Consider the following 16640-nt stretch of genomic DNA (forward strand, 5'->3'; position numbering starts at 1 on the left):
GCCGCGGCCCGGAGGGCTTTCTTTGACAGCGAACGACGGGTGGGGCGGCTCGGGCTCAGGACCAGCGGCCGGTGCGACCCAGCAGCAGCGCGCCGGCGGCCACCCCCGCGGTGGAGGTGCGCAGCACGGACGGGCCCAGCCGGTACGGCCGGGCGCCCGCCTCGGCGAAGGCGGCCAGCTCCTCGGGGGCGACCCCGCCCTCCGGCCCGACCACCAGCACCAGGTCGCCGCTGCCGGGCAGCTCGGCGGTGGCCAGCGGCTCGGCGCCCTCCTCGTGCAGCACCGCGGCGAAGGCCGCCGCGGCCAGCAGCGGGCCGAGCTGCCGGGTGGTCATCGGCTCGCGCACCTCGGGGAAGCGCAGCCGGCGCGCCTGCTTGCCCGCCTCGCGGGCGGTGGACCGCCACTTGGCCAGTGCCTTCGCGCCGCGGTCGCCCTTCCACTGGGTGATGCAGCGGGAGGCCGACCACGGGATCACCACGTCCACCCCGACCTCGGTCATGGTCTCCACCGCCAGCTCGCCCCGGTCGCCCTTGGGCAGCGCCTGCACGACGACGATCCGGGGGCTCGGCCCGGGCTCCGCGCGCAGCTCGTCGAGCGTGACGTCCAGCGCGTCCTTGCCGTGCACCGCGCTGACCGTACCGTCCCCGCCGAGGCCCAGGCCGTCGGTCAGGGTGACCGCCTCGCCGGTGGTCAGCCGCTTGACGGCGGCGGCGTGCCGGCCCTCGGCGCCGTCCAGCCGGACCACCGTGCCGGGGGTCGCGGCGGCGAGCCGGGCGGTGTCGACGACGAAGACGGGCGCGGTCATGGGCGTTCCTGGAAGTGGGTTCTCTGGGTGAGAAGCCGGAGTGGCCGGCCGACGACGGGTCGGCCGGCCACCCCGGTCAAGCGGTTCAGCGGCCGTTGAACGCGTCCTTCAGGCGCGAGAACAGCCCCTGCTGGCCGGGCGCGAAGTGGCCGGAGGGCCGCTCCTCGCCGCGCATCACCGCGAGCCGGCGCAGCAGCTCCTCCTGCTCGGTGTCGAGCTTGGTGGGCGTCTGCACCTCGACATGCACTATCAGGTCGCCCCGGCCGCCGCCGCGCAGGTGGGTGACGCCCCGCCCGTGCAGCGGGATCGACTGGCCGGACTGGGTGCCGGGCCGGATGTCGACCTCCTCCAGACCGTCCAGGGTCTGCAGCGGCACCTGGGTGCCGAGCGCCGCGGCGGTCATCGGGATGGTCACCGTGCAGTGCAGGTCGTCGCCGCGGCGCTGGAAGACCGCGTGGTTGGTCTCGGCGATCTCGACGTAGAGGTCGCCGGCCGGGCCGCCGCCGGGGCCGACCTCGCCCTCGCCGGCCAGCTGGATCCGGGTGCCGTTGTCGACCCCGGCCGGGATCTTGACGGTGAGCGTGCGGCGGGCGCGCACCCGGCCGTCGCCGGCGCACTCGGGGCACGGGGTCGGCACGACCGTGCCGAAGCCCTGGCACTGCGGGCAGGGGCGGGAGGTCATGACCTGGCCCAGGAAGGACCGGGTGACCTGGGAGACCTCGCCCTTGCCGCGGCACATGTCACAGGTCTGCGCGGAGGTGCCGGGGGCCGCGCCCTCGCCGCTGCAGGTGGTGCAGGTGACCGCGGTGTCGACCTGGAGTTCCTTGGTGGTGCCGAAGGCGGCCTCCTCCAGGGTGATCTCCAGCCGGATCATGGCGTCCTGGCCGCGCCGGGTGCGCGAGCGCGGGCCGCGCTGGCCCGAGGCGGCGCCGAAGAAGGCGTCCATGATGTCGGAGAAGCCGAAGCCGGCCGCGCCGGCGCCGAAGCCGCCCGCGCCGCCCCCGCCGTTCGGCGAGAGCGGGTCGCCGCCGAGGTCGTAGACCTGCCGCTTGGCGGGGTCGGAGAGCACCTCGTAGGCGGCGTTGATCTCCTTGAACCGCTCCTGCGTCTTCGGGTCCGGGTTGACGTCCGGGTGCAGTTCGCGTGCGAGGCGCCGGAACGCCTTCTTGATCTCGTCCTGCCCCGCATCCCGTCGGACGCCGAGTACCGCGTAGTAGTCCGTGGCCACCAAATGCTCCGCTTGTTCCGCCTGTAGAAGTGCTTGCGACTGGTCTCGGCCACCTGCCGGGTCCGGCAGGTGGGTGCTTCTCTACGACTCGGCCAGGATCTGGCCCACGTACCGTGCCACCGCTCGCACCGCCCCCATTGTGCCCGGATAGTCCATCCGGGTCGGGCCGATCACACCCAGTTTCGCCACGCTCTCGTCGCCCGAACCGTAACCGACCGAGACGATGGAGGTGGAATTCAGACCCTCGTAGTCGTTCTCCCGGCCGATCCGGACGGTCATCCCGGCGTCCGCCGTCTCACCCAGCAGACGGAGCAGGACGACCTGCTCCTCCAGGGCCTCCAGCACCGGCTGGATGGTCAGCGGGAAGTCGTGGCCGAACCTGGTCAGGTTGGCGGTGCCGGCCAGCATGATCCGCTCCTCGTTCTGCTCCACCAGGGACTCGAAGAGGGTCGAGAGCACGGTGGTGACGGTCGGCCGGTCGGCCGGTTCGAAGGAGGCCGGGAGGTCCTCGACCAGCGCCGGCACGTCCGGGAAGCGGCAGCCGGCGGCCCGGGCGTTCAGCCGGGTCCGCAGGTCGGCCAGGGTGGTCTCGCGGACCGGGCCCGGGCAGTCGACGACCCGCTGCTCGACCCGGCCGGTGTTGGTGATCAGCACCAGCATCACCTTGGTCGGGGCGATCAGCACCAGCTCGACGTGCCGGACCGTGGACCGGCTCAGCGACGGGTACTGCACCACCGCGACCTGACGGGTCAGCTGGGCGAGCAGCCGGACGGTGCGGGCCACCACGTCGTCGAGGTCCACCGCGCCGTCCAGGAAGTGCCGGATCGCCCGGCGCTCGGGCGCGCTCATCGGCTTGACCTCGGCCAGCCGGTCGACGAAGAGCCGGTAGCCCTTGTCGGTCGGGATCCGGCCCGCGCTGGTGTGCGGCTGCTGGATGTAGCCGTCCTCCTCCAGCGTGGCCATGTCGTTGCGGACCGTGGCCGGGGAGACGCCCAGGTTGTGCCGCTCCACCAGGGCCTTGGAGCCGACCGGCTCCTCGGTGCCCACGTAGTCCTGCACAATGGCCCGCAGCACGGCGAGCTTGCGCTCGTCCAGCGGACGGATGTCGCCGTGCGACTCGACCAGCCCGCGCGGGGTGATCGGGGGCCTGGCGCCGGACGGACGTGCGGCCCTCGCGGCCGACGGGCCGTCGGACGCCGACTCGCGCCCGGTCGGTCGGGAGCCGGACTCGGGTTCGTCGAACATGGCACGCACCTCCCTCTTCGCGCGTTGTCCTGGTGCCAGGCCTTGCGGTGTCGGTTGATCGCTTTGGCACTCTGCTCAGCAGAGTGCCAGAACGGTACCTGCCAGTGTAAGGCCCGGGTCCGACAGCAGGAACGCCCTGGCCCGGGATGCCACGCGGATCACGTCGCGTCCGGCCGGTGCGCCCGCCCCGTGGCGGGGCCCGGACCGGGCGCGACGCGCGAGCGCGGAAGCCCCGGCAGGGGTGGTGCCTGCGACCGGACGAAGTGGCAGCATCGATAGCGTTTCTAGACGGAAAGATCTGAGGAGCAACCATGTCGGCGTCTGGCCCCCACACCCGCTTCGCGCCCGACCGTGGTCTGACCGGGCGGATGGTCACCACCATGTTCCTGATCGGGCTGCTGTACGTCGGTTTCACCGGGGTGCTGATCGTGCTGCTGCGGGGGGCCTGGCCACTCGTGGTGCTGCTCGCCGGCGGGCTGTTCGTGGCGCAGTTCTGGTTCAGTGACAAGATCACCGAGCGGGCCATGGGCGCCCACGAGGTCACCCCCGAGCAGTACCCGCAGCTGCACGGCACCATTGACCGGCTCTGCGCGCTGGCCGACATGCCCAAGCCCCGGGTCGCGGTCGCCAACAACGACATGCCCAACGCCTTCGCCACCGGCCGCAACCCGCAGAACTCGGTGGTCTGCGTCACCACCGGCCTGCTGCGCCGGCTGGAGCCGGAGGAGCTGGAGGGCGTGCTCGCCCACGAGTTGTCGCACGTCGCCCACCGGGACGTCGCGGTGATGACGGTGGCCGGCTTCCTCGGCGTGCTGGCCGGTGCGATCACCCGGATCGCGCTCTACAGCGGGATGATGAGCGGCGGCAACAACCGGAACAACAACAACGACAACTCCGCCGCGATCGCGATGATCCTCATCCCGCTGGTGTCGATGGTGGTCTACGCGATCAGCTTCCTGCTCACCCGGCTGCTCTCCCGCTACCGCGAGCTGGCCGCCGACCGGGCCGCCGCCCAGCTCACCGGCCGGCCCAGCGCGCTGGCCTCGGCGCTCACCAAGGTGACCGGCCAGATCGCCGCGATTCCGACCCAGGACCTGCGCAAGGCGCAGCCGTACAACGCCTTCTACTTCGCCCCCGCGCTGAACGCCCGGGAGGCGGCCAGCCAGCTGATGTCCACTCACCCGAGCCTGGAACAGCGGCTGGAGCAGCTGGCCAAGATCTCGGCCGAGCTGGGACGCTGAGCCCCCTGAGACCGACCTGAGGAAGGAACGACCGTGGGTTTCCTGGATGCGCTGCTCGGCCGGAGCAAGCCGGTCCGGCCGGACCTCGACCAGCTCTTCGGCGTGCCGTCCGCGGCCCTGACCCTGGAGGCCGCCGCCGGCTTCAAACCGACCGGGCGCGGCTCGGTCTGCTTCGCCGCCGTCGAGGGCGGGGCGTTCGGCGAGGTGGAGCGGCAGGTGCGGGCGCTGCTGGACGCCGACACCGCCTCGGGCGGGGTGCCGGTCGAGGCCAGCCAGGACGACTACGGGTACTCCTGGCTGCTCGCCCGGCACGCCCCGGAGGAGCTGCCGGAGCTGGTCAACGACCTGCACGCGGTCAACAGCGAGCTGGAGGCGAACGGCTTCGGGCCGCAGCTGCTCTGCTCGCTGGTGGGCTTCCGCAACGAGGCCGGGCAGTCGCTGGCGCTGGTGTACCTGTACAAGCGCGGCACGTTCTACCCCTTCGCCCCGATGCCGGGCGGCGGGGAGCGCCGCAACAGCCCGCTGGAGCTGCAGGTGAAGGCGATGCTGGGGAACGACCTGCGGGTGGAGTCCGACCTCAGCCGCTGGTTCCCGGTCTGGGGCGCGCCGGGTCTGTGAGCCGGCGCCGGGCGGGCCGGAGTGGGCGTCAGGCTGCCTATAGTCGCTGGTTATGCGGAGCACTCAGTACGGACCCGACCTCACCCCGCCCTGGAAGCGGCAGCGGCCCGCGCCGGAGGTGGCCGCCGAGCGCGACCTCGTGGTGGAGGAGGCGGCCACCGGCTTCTGCGGCGCGGTGGTGCGCTGCGAGAAGACCGCCGAGGGGGTGACCGTCACCCTGGAGGACCGGTTCGGCAAGCACCGGGTCTTCCCGCTGGTACCGCGCGGCTTCCTGCTGGACGGCCAGCTGGTGACCCTGGTGCGGCCCGGCTGGGCCGCACCGGGCCCGCACCGCCCGGCCCGCACCGCCTCCGGCTCGCTGGCGGTGCCGGGCGCCCGGGCCCGGGTGGCCCGCGAGTCGCGGATCTACGTCGAGGGACGGCACGACGCCGAGCTGGTCGAGCGGGTCTGGGGCGACGACCTGCGGATCGAGGGCGTCGTGGTGGAGTACCTGGAGGGGATCGACGACCTGCCGGCCATCGTCGCCGACTTCGCCCCGGGCGGCGGGCGGCGGCTCGGCGTGCTGGTCGACCACCTGCTGCCCGGCACCAAGGAGCAGCGGATCGCCGCGGCGGTGACCGGCGAGGCGGTGCTCGTGGTCGGCCACCCGTTCGTCGACGTGTGGGAGGCGGTCAAACCGGCCAGCGTGGGCATCGCCAGCTGGCCGCGGGTACCGCACGGCGAGTCGTGGAAGGAGGGGATCTGCCGGCGGCTGGGCTGGCCGGTGGACACCCCGGCCGCCTGGAAGCGGATCCTCTCCTCGGTGAACTCCTTCCGCGACCTGGAGCCCGAGCTGCTGGGCAAGGTGGAGGAGTTGATCGACTTCGTCACCCAGCCGGGCAGCTGAGCGCGGTCAGTCGACCAGGTCGCGAACGACGGCGTCGGCGAGCAGCCGGCCGCGCAGGGTCAGCGCGGCCCGGCCGGCCGCGAAGGCCTCGGCGGCCAGCAGACCGTCCGCCAGGGCCTGCTCGGCGGCCTTGCGGCCGGCCGGGGCGAGCAGGTCGAGCGGGCAGCCCTCGACCAGTCGCAGCTCCAGCAGGATCCGCTCCACCCGGCGGTCCTCGGCGGCCAGCACCTCGCGCCCCAGCCCCGGCGTGCGGCCCTCGGCGAGCGCCTGCGCGTAGGCCGCGGGGTGCTTGGCGTTCCACCATCGCACGCCCCCGACGTGACTATGTGCGCCCGGCCCGGCGCCCCACCAGTCGGCGCCGGTCCAGTAGAGCTCGTTGTGCCGGCAGCGGCCCGCCGGCGTGGTGGCCCAGTTGGAGACCTCGTACCAGGCGTAGCCGGCCGCCGCGAGCGCCTGCTCGGCGATCAGGTAGCGGTCGGCGTGCACGTCGTCGTCGACCATCGGCAGCTCGCCGCGCCTGATCCGGGCGGCCAGCCTGGTGCCGTCCTCGACGATCAGCGAGTAGGCGGAGACGTGGTCCGGGCCGGCGCCGATCGCGGCGTCCAGCGAGGCCCGCCAGTCGTCGTCGGACTCCCCCGGCGTGCCGTAGATCAGGTCCAGGTTGACGTGCTCGAAGCCGGCAGCGCGGGCCTCGGCGACGCAGGCCTCCGGCCGGCCGGGGGTGTGGTGCCGGTCCAGCAGCGCGAGCACGTGCGGGCGGGCGCTCTGCATGCCGAACGAGATCCGGTTGAAGCCGCCCTCGCGCAACTCTGCCAGGTACGCCGGGTCGACCGACTCCGGGTTGGCCTCGGTGGTCACCTCGGCGTCCGGCGCCAGGCTGAACTCGTCGCGGATCGCCGTCAGCGCGGAGACCAGGTCACGGGCCGGCAGCAGGGTGGGCGTGCCGCCGCCGAGGAAGACCGTGCGGACCGGGAGCTCGGCCTCGCCCAGCACCCGGCGGGCCAGCCGGATCTCGGCGACCAGGTTCTGCGCGTAGGTCTCCTGCGAGGCCACCGCGCCCGAGGAGCGCAGCTCGGTGGCGGTGTAGGTGTTGAAGTCGCAGTACCCGCAGCGGGTCGCGCAGTACGGCACGTGGAGGTAGAAACCGAACGGGCGCTCGCCGATTCCGGCCAGGGCGTGGGCGGGCAGCGAGCCGTCGGACGGCACGGGTTCGCCGTCGGGGAGTGCGGAGGGCATGCCCCCATTGTCCGGTACGACCGGGCGGACTCGGCCGGCCGTACCGGAACGGGCGGGGCTCAGGCCTCGTTGGCGCCCGCGTACATCTCGGTGACCGCGTCGGCGTAGGTGCGCTCGACCACCGGCCGCTTGATCTTGAGGCTCGGGGTCAGCTCGCCGTGCTCGACGTCCAGGTCGCGCGGGAGCAGGGTGAACTTCTTGATCGTCTGCCAGCGCTGCAGCTCACCGTTGAGCCGCTGCACGTAGCCCTCGATCAGGGTGCGCACCTCGGGCGTCGCGCAGACCTCCGCGTACGTCCTGCCCGGCACCCCCTTCTCGGTCGCCCAGGGCATGATCGCCGTCTCGTCCAGCGAGATCAGCGCGGTGCAGTAGTTGCGGCCGTTGCCGATCACCAGGATGTTGCTGACGAACGGGCAGAGCGCCTTGAACTTGCCCTCGACCTCGCTGGGCGCCACGTACTTGCCGCCGGAGGTCTTGAACATGTCCTTCTTGCGGTCGGTGATCCGCAGGTAGCCGCCCTCGGTGAGCTCGCCGACGTCGCCGGTGTGGAACCAACCGTCCGACTCCAGCACCTCGGCGGTCTGCTCCGGCAGCTCGTGGTAGCCGCGCATCACGCCCGGTCCGCGCAGCAGGATCTCGCCGTCCTCGGCGATCCGCACCTCGGTGCCCGGCAGCGGCACGCCGACCGTGCCGATCCGGACGTCCTCGGCCGGGTTGACCGCGGAACCGGCGCTGGTCTCGGTGAGCCCGTAGCCCTCCAGGATCGGCACCCCGGCCCCGAGGAAGAAGTAGCCGATCTCCGGCGCCAGCGCGGCGCTGCCGGAGACCGAGCCGCGCAGCCGGCCGCCGAACGCGGCCCGGATCTTGGCGTAGACCAGCTTGTCGGCGATGGTGTGCTGGAGTCCGAGCCCGAACGGCACGCTGTCCCGGCCGGTGGCGATCCGGTTCTCCTGGCTGACCCGGGCGTGCTGCCGGGCCACCTTCGCCGCCCAGAGGAAGATCTTGTACTTGGCGCCGCCCTCCGTCCGGGCCTTGCCGGCGATGCCGTTGTAGACCTTCTCGAAGATCCGCGGCGCGGAGGCCATCAGGGTGGGGCGGACCACCGGCAGGTTGTGGATGATCCGGTCCACCCGACCGTCCACCGCCATCACGTGGCCGGTGGCGATCTGGCCGCAGATCAGGGTCTTGCCGAACACGTGCGACAGCGGCAGCCACATGAACTGCACGTCGTCCGAGCGCAGCATCCCGCTCTCCTGCTGGGCCACCCCCTCGTAGGCCCAGCAGTCGTGCACCAGCCGGACGCCCTTGGGCCGGCCGGTGGTGCCGGAGGTGTAGATCAGGGTGGCCAGCTGCTCGCGGTCGAGCGCCTCGACCGCGCGCTCCACCGCCTCCGGGTGCTCCTTGAGGTGGCCGGCGCCGCGCTCCTCCAGCTCGGCCAGGGTGAGCACCTCCAGACCGGCTGCCGCGGGCCGCTCGGCCGGCGCGTCGAACAGCACGACGTGCGCCAGGGCCGGCAGCCGGTCGCGCTCGGCGATCGCCTTGTCGAGCTGCTTGGCGTTCTCCGCGAAGAGCACCTTGCTGCCGGAGTTGCCGAGGATGAAGGCGGTCTCGTCGGCGTTGGTGCTCGGGTAGACGGTCGTGGTGGCCGCGCCGGCGCACATGTTGCCGAGGTCGGCGAGGATCCACTCGATCCGGGTCGAGGAGGCGATGGCGACCCGGTCCTCGGCCTCCACGCCCAGCGCCATCAGGCCGGCCGCGATGTTCCGCACCCGGACCGCCGTCTGCGCCCAGGTCATCGACCGCCACTGCTCGGCGCCCGGGGCGCCGTCGGCGGCGTGCTCGTCGACCGGGACCGGGTACCGGTACGCCTCATTGTCAGGGGTGGCCTCTACCCTGCTGAAGAACAGATGCGCTACTGAGGCCGGGCGCCCGGCGATCGTGTCAGTACCGATCAGGGACTGCGCTGAACTCAACGAGACCTCCGGGGGACCAGGTGGCCGAGGGTGGAAGCCGAGCGGGTGTGGGGGTGGTCCGCCCGACAGACTTGTTAACTCGCTGGTAACAAGGGCTGACGACAGCCTAGGGGTTATCGGGCCACCGGCGTAAGACCACCGGCGCAAGAGGTTCACTCAGAATGAGCTTGCGCACACCTCCTGCCGACAACGAGAGTTTCCGAGTGCTCATCCGACTCCTCAGGGCCCACTTGGGGCCCTACTCCAAACCCATCTCACTGCTGGTACTGCTCCAGCTCGTCTCCACCATCGCCGCGCTCTACCTGCCCACGCTCAACGCCGACATCATCGACAACGGCGTGGTCAAGGGCGACACCTCGTACATCCTGCGGACCGGCGGGGTGATGATCGGGGTCACCCTGGTCCAGGCGCTCTGCTCGATCGGCGCCGTCTTCTTCGGCGCGCGCACCGCGATGGCGCTCGGCCGGGACATCCGCACCTCGGTCTTCGACCGGGTGCAGAGCTTCTCCTCGAGGGAGCTCGGCCGGTTCGGCGCGCCCTCGCTGATCACCCGCACCACCAATGACGTCCAGCAGGTGCAGATGCTGGTCCTGATGACGTTCACGCTCATGGTCGCCGCACCGATCATGTGCGTGGGCGGCATCATCATGGCGCTCAACCAGGACGTCGAGCTCTCCTCGCTGCTGATCGTCGCGGTGCCGCTGCTCGGTGTCCTGGTGACGCTGCTGATCCGCCAGCTGCGCCCGCAGTTCCGTAGCATGCAGACCAAGATCGACACTGTCAACCGCATCCTGCGCGAGCAGATCAGCGGGATCCGGGTGATCCGGGCCTTCGTCAAGGACGGCCACGAGCAGCGCCGGTTCGACACCGCCAACACCGACCTGACCGGCACCTCGCTGCGGGTCGGCCAGCTGCTGGCGCTGATGTTCCCGACCGTGATGCTGGTGGTGAACTGCTCCAGCGTCGCCGTGCTCTGGTTCGGCGCGCACCGGATCGACAGCGGTGGGATGCAGGTCGGCGCGCTGACCGCCTTCCTGTCCTACCTGATGCAGATCCTGATGAGCGTCATGATGGCCACCTTCATGTTCATGATGGTGCCGCGCGCCGAGGTGTGCGCCGAGCGCATCGTGGAGGTGCTGGACACCGAGTCCAGCGTCGTCCCGCCGCACGCGCCGGTCACCGAACTGCGGGCGCACGGCCACCTGGACCTGCGCGGCGTCGAGTTCCGCTACCCGGGCGCCGAGGCCCCGGTGCTGCGCGGGATCGACATCGCCGCCCGGCCCGGCGAGACCACCGCCGTGATCGGCAGCACCGGCAGCGGCAAGAGCACCCTGCTCGGGCTGATACCGCGGCTGTTCGACGCCACCGACGGCGAGGTCCTGGTCAACGGCGTGAACGTGCGCGAGCTCGACCCGGCCAAGCTGGCCGAGTCGGTCGGCCTGGTGCCGCAGAAGCCGTACCTGTTCTCCGGCACGGTGGCCAGCAACCTGCGCTATGGCCGGCCCGACGCCACCGACGAGGAGCTCTGGCACGCGCTGGAGACCGCCCAGGCGAAGGACTTCGTGTCGCGCCTGGAGGGTGGCCTGGAGGCCCCGATCGCGCAGGGCGGCAGCAACGTCTCCGGCGGCCAGCGGCAGCGCCTCGCGATCGCCCGGGCACTGGTCCGCAAGCCGCAGATCTACCTCTTCGACGACTCCTTCTCGGCCCTCGACTACGCCACCGACGCGCGGCTGCGCAAGGCGCTGGCCCGGGAGACCGCGGACGCCACCGTGGTGATCGTCGCGCAGCGGGTGAGCACCATCCGGGACGCCGACCGGATCCTGGTGCTGGACGAGGGGTCCGTGGTCGGCAGCGGAACGCACCACGAGCTGATGGCCGACAACCCGACGTACCGGGAGATCGTGCTCTCCCAGCTCACCGAGCAGGAGGCGGCGTGACCACCCCGAAGAAGTCCGGCGGCTCGCAGGAGGCGGCCGCCCGCCGCGGCCCGGCCGGCCCGGGCCGCTTCATGGGCGGCCAGGGGACCGAGAAGTCGATGGACTTCAAGGGCTCCGCCAACCGGCTGCTCAACCGACTGCGCCCGGAGCGGGCGGCCTTGGCCGGGGTGTTCGGGCTGGGCACGCTCAGCGTGGGCTGCGCCGTGATCGGGCCCAAGGTCCTCGGCAACGCGACCGACCTGATCTTCGCCGGCGTGGTGGGCCGCGAGATGCCGGCCGGCCTGACCCAGGCCCAGGTGATCCAGAATCTGCGGGCGCAGGGCAAGGGCGGCATCGCCGACGTGCTCGGCTCCGTGCACTTCACCCCCGGCCACGGCATCGACTTCAACGCCATCGGCAGCGTGCTGCTCTGGGTGCTGGTGATCTACCTGGCCTCGGCCGGCTTCGCCACCCTGCAGGGCCGGCTCGCCGCCGGGGCGATCAACCGGACCGTCAACCGGCTGCGCACCGACGTCGACGCCAAGCTCTCCCGACTGCCGTTGAGCTACTTCGACAAGCAGCCGCGCGGCGAGGTGCTCAGCCGGGTCACCAACGACATCGACAACATCGGCCAGTCCATGCAGCAGACCATGGGCCAGGTGGTGAACTCGTTGCTCACCATCATCGGCGTGCTGGTGATGATGTTCTGGATCTCCTGGCTGCTGGCGCTGATCGCGCTGGTCTCGGTGCCGCTCTCGGTGGTCGTCGCGACCCGGGTCGGCAAGAAGGCGCAGCCGCAGTTCAGTGCCCAGTGGAAGACCACCGGCGCGCTGAACGGGCACATCGAGGAGATGTACACCGGCCACGCGCTGGTCAAGGTCTTCGGCCGGCAGCGCGAGGCCGCCGAGATCTTCCGCCAGCAGAACGAGGCGCTCTACGCCTCGTCGTTCAAGGCCCAGTTCATCTCGGGCATCATCCAGCCCGCGATGATGTTCATCGGCAACCTGAACTACGTGGCGGTCGCGGTGGTCGGCGGTCTGCGGGTGGCCAGCGGCGCGCTGTCCATCGGTGACGTGCAGGCCTTCATCCAGTACTCCCGGCAGTTCAGCCAGCCGCTCACCCAGGTGGCCTCGATGGCCAACCTGGTGCAGTCCGGCGTCGCCTCGGCGGAGCGGGTCTTCGAGCTGCTGGACGCCGAGGAGCAGTCCGCCGAGCCGGAGCGGCCCGAGCGGCCGGCCGAGCTGCGCGGGCTGGTCGCCTTCGAGGACGTGGCGTTCCGCTACGAGCCGGAGAAGCCGCTGATCGAGGGCCTCTCGCTGAAGGTCGAGCCGGGGAACACGGTGGCGATCGTCGGCCCGACCGGCGCCGGCAAGACCACCCTGGTCAACCTGCTGATGCGGTTCTACGAGGTCACCGGCGGCCGGATCACCCTGGACGGGGTGGACATCGCGGCGATGTCGCGCGAGGAGCTGCGCTCCGGGATCGGCATGGTGCTCCAGGACACCTGGCTGTTCGGCGGCAGCATCGCCGAGAACATCGCCTACGGCTCCGAGAACGCCACCCGCGAACAGGTGATCGAGGCGGCCAAGGCGGCGCACGTGGACCGCTTCGTGCGCACCCTGCCGGACGGCTACGACACGGTGATCGACGACGAGGGCACCGGGGTCAGCGCGGGCGAGAAGCAGCTGGTCACCATCGCCCGGGCGTTCCTCGCCCAGCCCAGCATCCTGGTGCTGGACGAGGCGACCAGCTCGGTCGACACCCGGACCGAGGTGCTGATCCAGCGGGCGATGGCCACCCTGCGCACCGGCCGGACAAGCTTCGTGATCGCCCACCGGCTCTCCACCATCCGGGACGCCGACGTGATCCTGGTGATGGAGAACGGCTCGATCGTCGAGCAGGGCACGCACGACGACCTGATCGCCTCGGAGGGCGCCTACGCGCGGCTCTACCAGGCTCAGTTCGCCCAGGCCGTCGCGGAGACGGACTGACCCGTCCAGCGGCCGGGTGCGGAGGGTCGGCCGGTCCGACCTCCCGCGCCCGGCCGTTGGCGTATCCGCCCGCCTGTCCTTCCGCCCGGTGAGCTGCCCTCTGCTGATGCCGCCTCTGATGACCCGCCCTCCGGCGATGTGACCGGAGTCCGATGTGACCGGAGTCACTGTCACGTCCCGGCCGGCTGCCCGGTCCCCACTTCGAACACGCCCACGGCGCACGGAGTGAGGACGACATGACCGAGGAACAGCAGATCGTGGTGGTCGGAGCGGGCTACGCGGGACTGACCGCGGCCGGCGGTGCGGGCCGGCGGCACCCGGTGGCCCTGGTCGCCCCGGAGACCCGCTTCCTGCAGCGGATCCGCCAGCACGAGACCGCCGCCGGCCACCCCGAACAGCGGCCGACCATCGAGGGGCTGCTGCGCGGCCGGCGGGTGACCCACCTGCCGGCCCGGGTGACCAGGCTGGACCTGGCCGGCCGCAAGGTCTTCCTGGACTCCGGCCAGGCGGTCGGCTACGACACCCTGGTGTACGCGCTGGGCAGCCGGACCGCCTGGCACGGCGTCCCCGGCGCCGCCGAGCACGCCTACCCGATGGAACGGGCGGCCGAGCTGCGCGACCGGCTGCGCGGTGCGGACCGGACGGGCTCGGTGGCGGTGGTCGGCGGCGGGTCGACCGGGATCGAGCTGGCGACCGAGCTCGCCGAGGCGTTCCCCGAGCGGCGGGTGCGGATCGTCGCGGCCGGGCAGGTCGGCGGCTGGCTCTCGGACAGGGGGCGGGCGCACGTCCTGCGGACCCTGGACCGGCTCGGGGTGCGTGTACACACACAGGCCAGAGTGACCGAGGTCGGCCCGGACGGGCTGCGCACCACGGCCGGGCCGATCCCGGCCGCCGTGGTGGCCTGGGCGGCCTCGATGGAGCCACCGGCGCTGGCCACCGAGGCCGGGCTGGCGGTCGCCGCCGACGGACGTGCCCTGGTGGACGGGCACCTGCGGTCGGTCTCCCACCCGGAGGTCCTGGTGGCCGGCGACGCGGCCGCGGTCACCGTGCCCGGCACCGGCACGCTGCGGATGGGCTGCGCGACCGCCCTGCCGATGGGCCAGTACCTCGGCCGGGTGCTGGCCGGCCGGACCGACCGGCCGTTCGCGTTCCGCTACACCGGCCAGTGCCTGAGCCTGGGCCGCCGGGACGGGCTGACGCAGCTGACCCACGGCGACGACTCGATGCGGCCCAGCGTGCTCACCGGCGGTGCCGGACGGCTGACGAAGGCGGCCATCCTCTCGTACGTCGCCCGCACGCTGCGCTGAACGGAGCAGTCCGGGGCACGGAGGATACGGACGGACAACCCGAGGGCCCCGGGGCGGCTGCGGCTGCCCCGGGGCCCTCGGCCCGTTCCGGTGGGTACTACTTCTTGTCCTTCGGAGCTTCCGCGTCCGTCGACAGCGCGGCGATGAAGGCCTCCTGCGGGACCTCCACCCGGCCGACCATCTTCATCCGCTTCTTGCCCTCCTTCTGCTTCTCCAGCAGCTTGCGCTTCCGGGAGATGTCACCGCCGTAGCACTTGGCGAGGACGTCCTTGCGGATCGCGCGGACCGTCTCACGGGCGATCACCCGCGAGCCGATGGCGGCCTGGATCGGCACCTCGAACTGCTGGCGCGGGATCAGCTTCTGCAGCTTGCCGGCCATCATCACGCCGTAGTTGTAGGCCTTGTCCTTGTGCACGATCGCGGAGAAGGCGTCCACCGCGTCGCCGTGCAGCAGGATGTCCACCTTCACCAGGTTGGCGCTCTGCTCGCCGATGGGCTCGTAGTCCAGCGAGGCGTAGCCACGGGTCTTGGACTTCAGCTGGTCGAAGAAGTCGAAGACGATCTCGGCGAGCGGCAGGGTGTAGCGCAGCTCGACCCGGTCCTCGGAGAGGTAGTCCATGCCCTGCAGGCTGCCGCGGCGGGACTGGCAGAGCTCCATGATCGCGCCGACGAACTCGTTGGGCGCGAGGATGGTGCCGCGCACCACCGGCTCGAAGACCTCGGCGATCTTGCCGGTGGGGAACTCGCTCGGGTTGGTGACGGTGTGCTCGCTGCCGTCCTCCATGACCACCCGGTAGATCACGTTCGGGGCGGTGGAGATCAGGTCGAGGTTGAACTCGCGCTCCAGGCGCTCCCGGATGATCTCCAGGTGGAGCAGGCCGAGGAAGCCGCAGCGGTAGCCGAAGCCGAGCGCGACCGAGGTCTCCGGCTCGTAGACCAGCGCGGCGTCGTTGAGGCGCAGCTTGTCCAGCGCGTCGCGGAGCAGCGGGTAGTCGGAGCCGTCCAGCGGGTAGAGGCCGGAGAACACCATCGGACGCGGGTCCTTGTAGCCGCCCAGCGGCTCGGTGGCGCCCTTGTTCATCGAGGTGATGGTGTCACCGACGCGGGACTGCCGGACGTCCTTCACACCGGTGATGATGTAGCCCACCTCGCCGACGCCGAGGCCCTGGGAGACCTTGGGCTCCGGCGAGATGACGCCGATCTCCAGCAGCTCGTGGGTGGCGCCGGTGGACATCATCGCGATCCGCTCGCGCTTGGTGAGCTGGCCGTCGACCACCCGGACGTAGGTGACCACGCCGCGGTAGGAGTCGTAGACCGAGTCGAAGATCATCGCGCGGGCCGGGGCGTCCTTGACGCCGACCGGGGCGGGGATCTTGGCGACCACGTGGTCGAGCAGGTCCTCGACGCCGAGGCCGGTCTTGGCACTGACCTTGAGCACGTCGTCCGGGTCGCAGCCGATGATGTGGGCGATCTCGGCCGCGTACTTCTCCGGCTGGGCGGCCGGCAGGTCGATCTTGTTCAGGACCGGGATGATCGTGAGGTCGTTCTCCAGCGCCAGGTAGAGGTTGGCGAGGGTCTGCGCCTCGATGCCCTGGGCCGCGTCCACCACCAGGACGGTGCCCTCGCACGCGGCGAGGGAGCGGGAGACCTCGTAGGTGAAGTCCACGTGGCCGGGCGTGTCGATCATGTTGAGGATGTGGGTCGTCCCCGCGTGCTCACCGGTCTTCGGGGCCCACGGGAGGCGGACCGCCTGCGACTTGATGGTGATGCCGCGCTCGCGCTCGATGTCCATCCGGTCGAGGTACTGGGCACGCATCTGCCGGGGATCGACGACGCCGGTGATCTGCAGCATCCGGTCGGCGAGCGTCGACTTGCCGTGGTCGATGTGGGCGATGATGCAGAAGTTGCGGATCAGCGCCGGGTCGGTACGGCTGGGCTCTGGCACGTTCGTGGGGGTCGCGGGCACCTTGGTCCGATTCTCCGTTGGTCCGGGGGCCGGGTGCTCGCCCCCTCTTCCGCTGCGAGAGCAGGAACGGTGGGAGCCGCTTCCCGGGGACCGGACGGTCTCGTCCGATCGATATGGCTGTGACCATCTTCCCACGAGCGCGCCGCGCCGCGCCGTCCAGCTTGTGCGGTGCCGTTGTCCGGCCCCCTCGTGCGGTCCTCCCGTGCGGTCCCCGCGGGGGCGCTCGCG

12 protein-coding genes are annotated in these 16640 nt (G+C 71.7%); 6 read left to right on the forward strand and 6 right to left on the reverse strand.

Features of this window, described 5'->3' with window-relative positions; translation table 11 throughout:
- Positions 1 to 55: 55 nt before the first annotated feature.
- The 3 genes from ACIGXM_RS24110 to hrcA all read right to left on the reverse strand — a co-directional run bounded on the left by ACIGXM_RS24110 (position 56) and on the right by hrcA (position 3278).
- Positions 56 to 805, reverse strand: coding sequence for a 16S rRNA (uracil(1498)-N(3))-methyltransferase (locus ACIGXM_RS24110; RefSeq protein WP_396564150.1), 750 nt, complete (start codon positions 803 to 805; stop codon positions 56 to 58).
- An 85-nt stretch (positions 806 to 890) separates the two neighbouring features.
- Entirely contained in the window at positions 891 to 2033 is a 1143-nt protein-coding gene (gene dnaJ, locus ACIGXM_RS24115; protein WP_396564152.1) for a molecular chaperone DnaJ, read from the reverse strand.
- An 81-nt stretch (positions 2034 to 2114) separates the two neighbouring features.
- A complete protein-coding gene (gene hrcA / locus ACIGXM_RS24120) occupies positions 2115 to 3278 on the reverse strand; it encodes a heat-inducible transcriptional repressor HrcA (protein WP_396564154.1) in 1164 nt (387 codons plus the stop codon).
- A gap of 311 nt (positions 3279 to 3589) precedes the next feature.
- Here hrcA and htpX point away from each other — a divergent pair, with 311 nt between their 5' ends.
- From htpX to ACIGXM_RS24135, 3 genes are read left to right on the forward strand one after another with little or no spacing between them, the layout of a single operon-like run.
- Positions 3590 to 4519, forward strand: coding sequence for a zinc metalloprotease HtpX (gene htpX, locus ACIGXM_RS24125; RefSeq protein ID WP_396564156.1), 930 nt, complete (start codon positions 3590 to 3592; stop codon positions 4517 to 4519).
- A gap of 33 nt (positions 4520 to 4552) precedes the next feature.
- On the forward strand, positions 4553 to 5137 hold the full coding sequence (locus tag ACIGXM_RS24130; protein ID WP_396564158.1) for a hypothetical protein: 585 nt from the start codon (positions 4553 to 4555) through the stop codon (positions 5135 to 5137).
- Between the two features lie 52 nt (positions 5138 to 5189).
- Positions 5190 to 6023 carry a DUF3097 domain-containing protein gene (locus tag ACIGXM_RS24135; protein ID WP_396564160.1) on the forward strand — a complete coding sequence of 278 codons (834 nt, stop codon included), beginning with the start codon at positions 5190 to 5192 and terminating at the stop codon, positions 6021 to 6023.
- 6 nt (positions 6024 to 6029) lie between these two features.
- On the opposite strand, the gene hemW is transcribed toward ACIGXM_RS24135, so the two are convergent.
- Positions 6030 to 7259: a radical SAM family heme chaperone HemW gene (gene hemW / locus ACIGXM_RS24140; protein ID WP_396564162.1), complete on the reverse strand. Its 1230-nt coding sequence runs from the start codon at positions 7257 to 7259 to the stop codon at positions 6030 to 6032.
- Between the two features lie 59 nt (positions 7260 to 7318).
- Positions 7319 to 9232: an AMP-dependent synthetase/ligase gene (locus tag ACIGXM_RS24145; RefSeq protein ID WP_396564164.1), complete on the reverse strand. Its 1914-nt coding sequence runs from the start codon at positions 9230 to 9232 to the stop codon at positions 7319 to 7321.
- A gap of 203 nt (positions 9233 to 9435) precedes the next feature.
- Between ACIGXM_RS24145 and ACIGXM_RS24150 the strand changes: the two genes are divergently transcribed.
- From ACIGXM_RS24150 to ACIGXM_RS24160, 3 genes are all read left to right on the forward strand, one after another.
- Positions 9436 to 11169 (forward strand): ABC transporter ATP-binding protein, encoded by a 1734-nt coding sequence (locus ACIGXM_RS24150; protein WP_396564166.1) that lies wholly within the window; start codon positions 9436 to 9438, stop codon positions 11167 to 11169.
- A gap of 71 nt (positions 11170 to 11240) precedes the next feature.
- Positions 11241 to 13139: an ABC transporter ATP-binding protein gene (locus ACIGXM_RS24155; protein WP_396564323.1), complete on the forward strand. Its 1899-nt coding sequence runs from the start codon at positions 11241 to 11243 to the stop codon at positions 13137 to 13139.
- 236 nt (positions 13140 to 13375) lie between these two features.
- Positions 13376 to 14446 carry an NAD(P)/FAD-dependent oxidoreductase gene (locus ACIGXM_RS24160; protein WP_396564168.1) on the forward strand — a complete coding sequence of 357 codons (1071 nt, stop codon included), beginning with the start codon at positions 13376 to 13378 and terminating at the stop codon, positions 14444 to 14446.
- Between the two features lie 97 nt (positions 14447 to 14543).
- Here ACIGXM_RS24160 and lepA read toward each other — a convergent pair whose 3' ends face one another.
- A complete protein-coding gene (gene lepA / locus ACIGXM_RS24165) occupies positions 14544 to 16412 on the reverse strand; it encodes a translation elongation factor 4 (RefSeq protein ID WP_396564170.1) in 1869 nt (622 codons plus the stop codon).
- Positions 16413 to 16640: the final 228 nt, after the last annotated feature.

It is taken from the genome of Kitasatospora sp. NPDC052896, from assembly GCF_044547075.1.
Taxonomy (GTDB): Bacteria; Actinomycetota; Actinomycetes; order Streptomycetales; family Streptomycetaceae; genus Kitasatospora.

Bases quoted from the DNA above. Each gene is read 5' to 3' on its own strand.
- htpX (WP_396564156.1), top strand. From the start codon at position 3,590: ATGTCGGCGTCTGGCCCCCACACCCGCTTCGCGCCCGACCGTGGTCTG.
- ACIGXM_RS24110 (WP_396564150.1), bottom strand. From the start codon at position 805: ATGACCGCGCCCGTCTTCGTCGTCGACACCGCCCGGCTCGCCGCCGCG.
- ACIGXM_RS24135 (WP_396564160.1), top strand. From the start codon at position 5,190: ATGCGGAGCACTCAGTACGGACCCGACCTCACCCCGCCCTGGAAGCGG.
- ACIGXM_RS24160 (WP_396564168.1), top strand. From the start codon at position 13,376: ATGACCGAGGAACAGCAGATCGTGGTGGTCGGAGCGGGCTACGCGGGA.
- hemW (WP_396564162.1), bottom strand. From the start codon at position 7,259: ATGCCCTCCGCACTCCCCGACGGCGAACCCGTGCCGTCCGACGGCTCG.
- hrcA (WP_396564154.1), bottom strand. From the start codon at position 3,278: ATGTTCGACGAACCCGAGTCCGGCTCCCGACCGACCGGGCGCGAGTCG.
- ACIGXM_RS24155 (WP_396564323.1), top strand. From the start codon at position 11,241: ATGGGCGGCCAGGGGACCGAGAAGTCGATGGACTTCAAGGGCTCCGCC.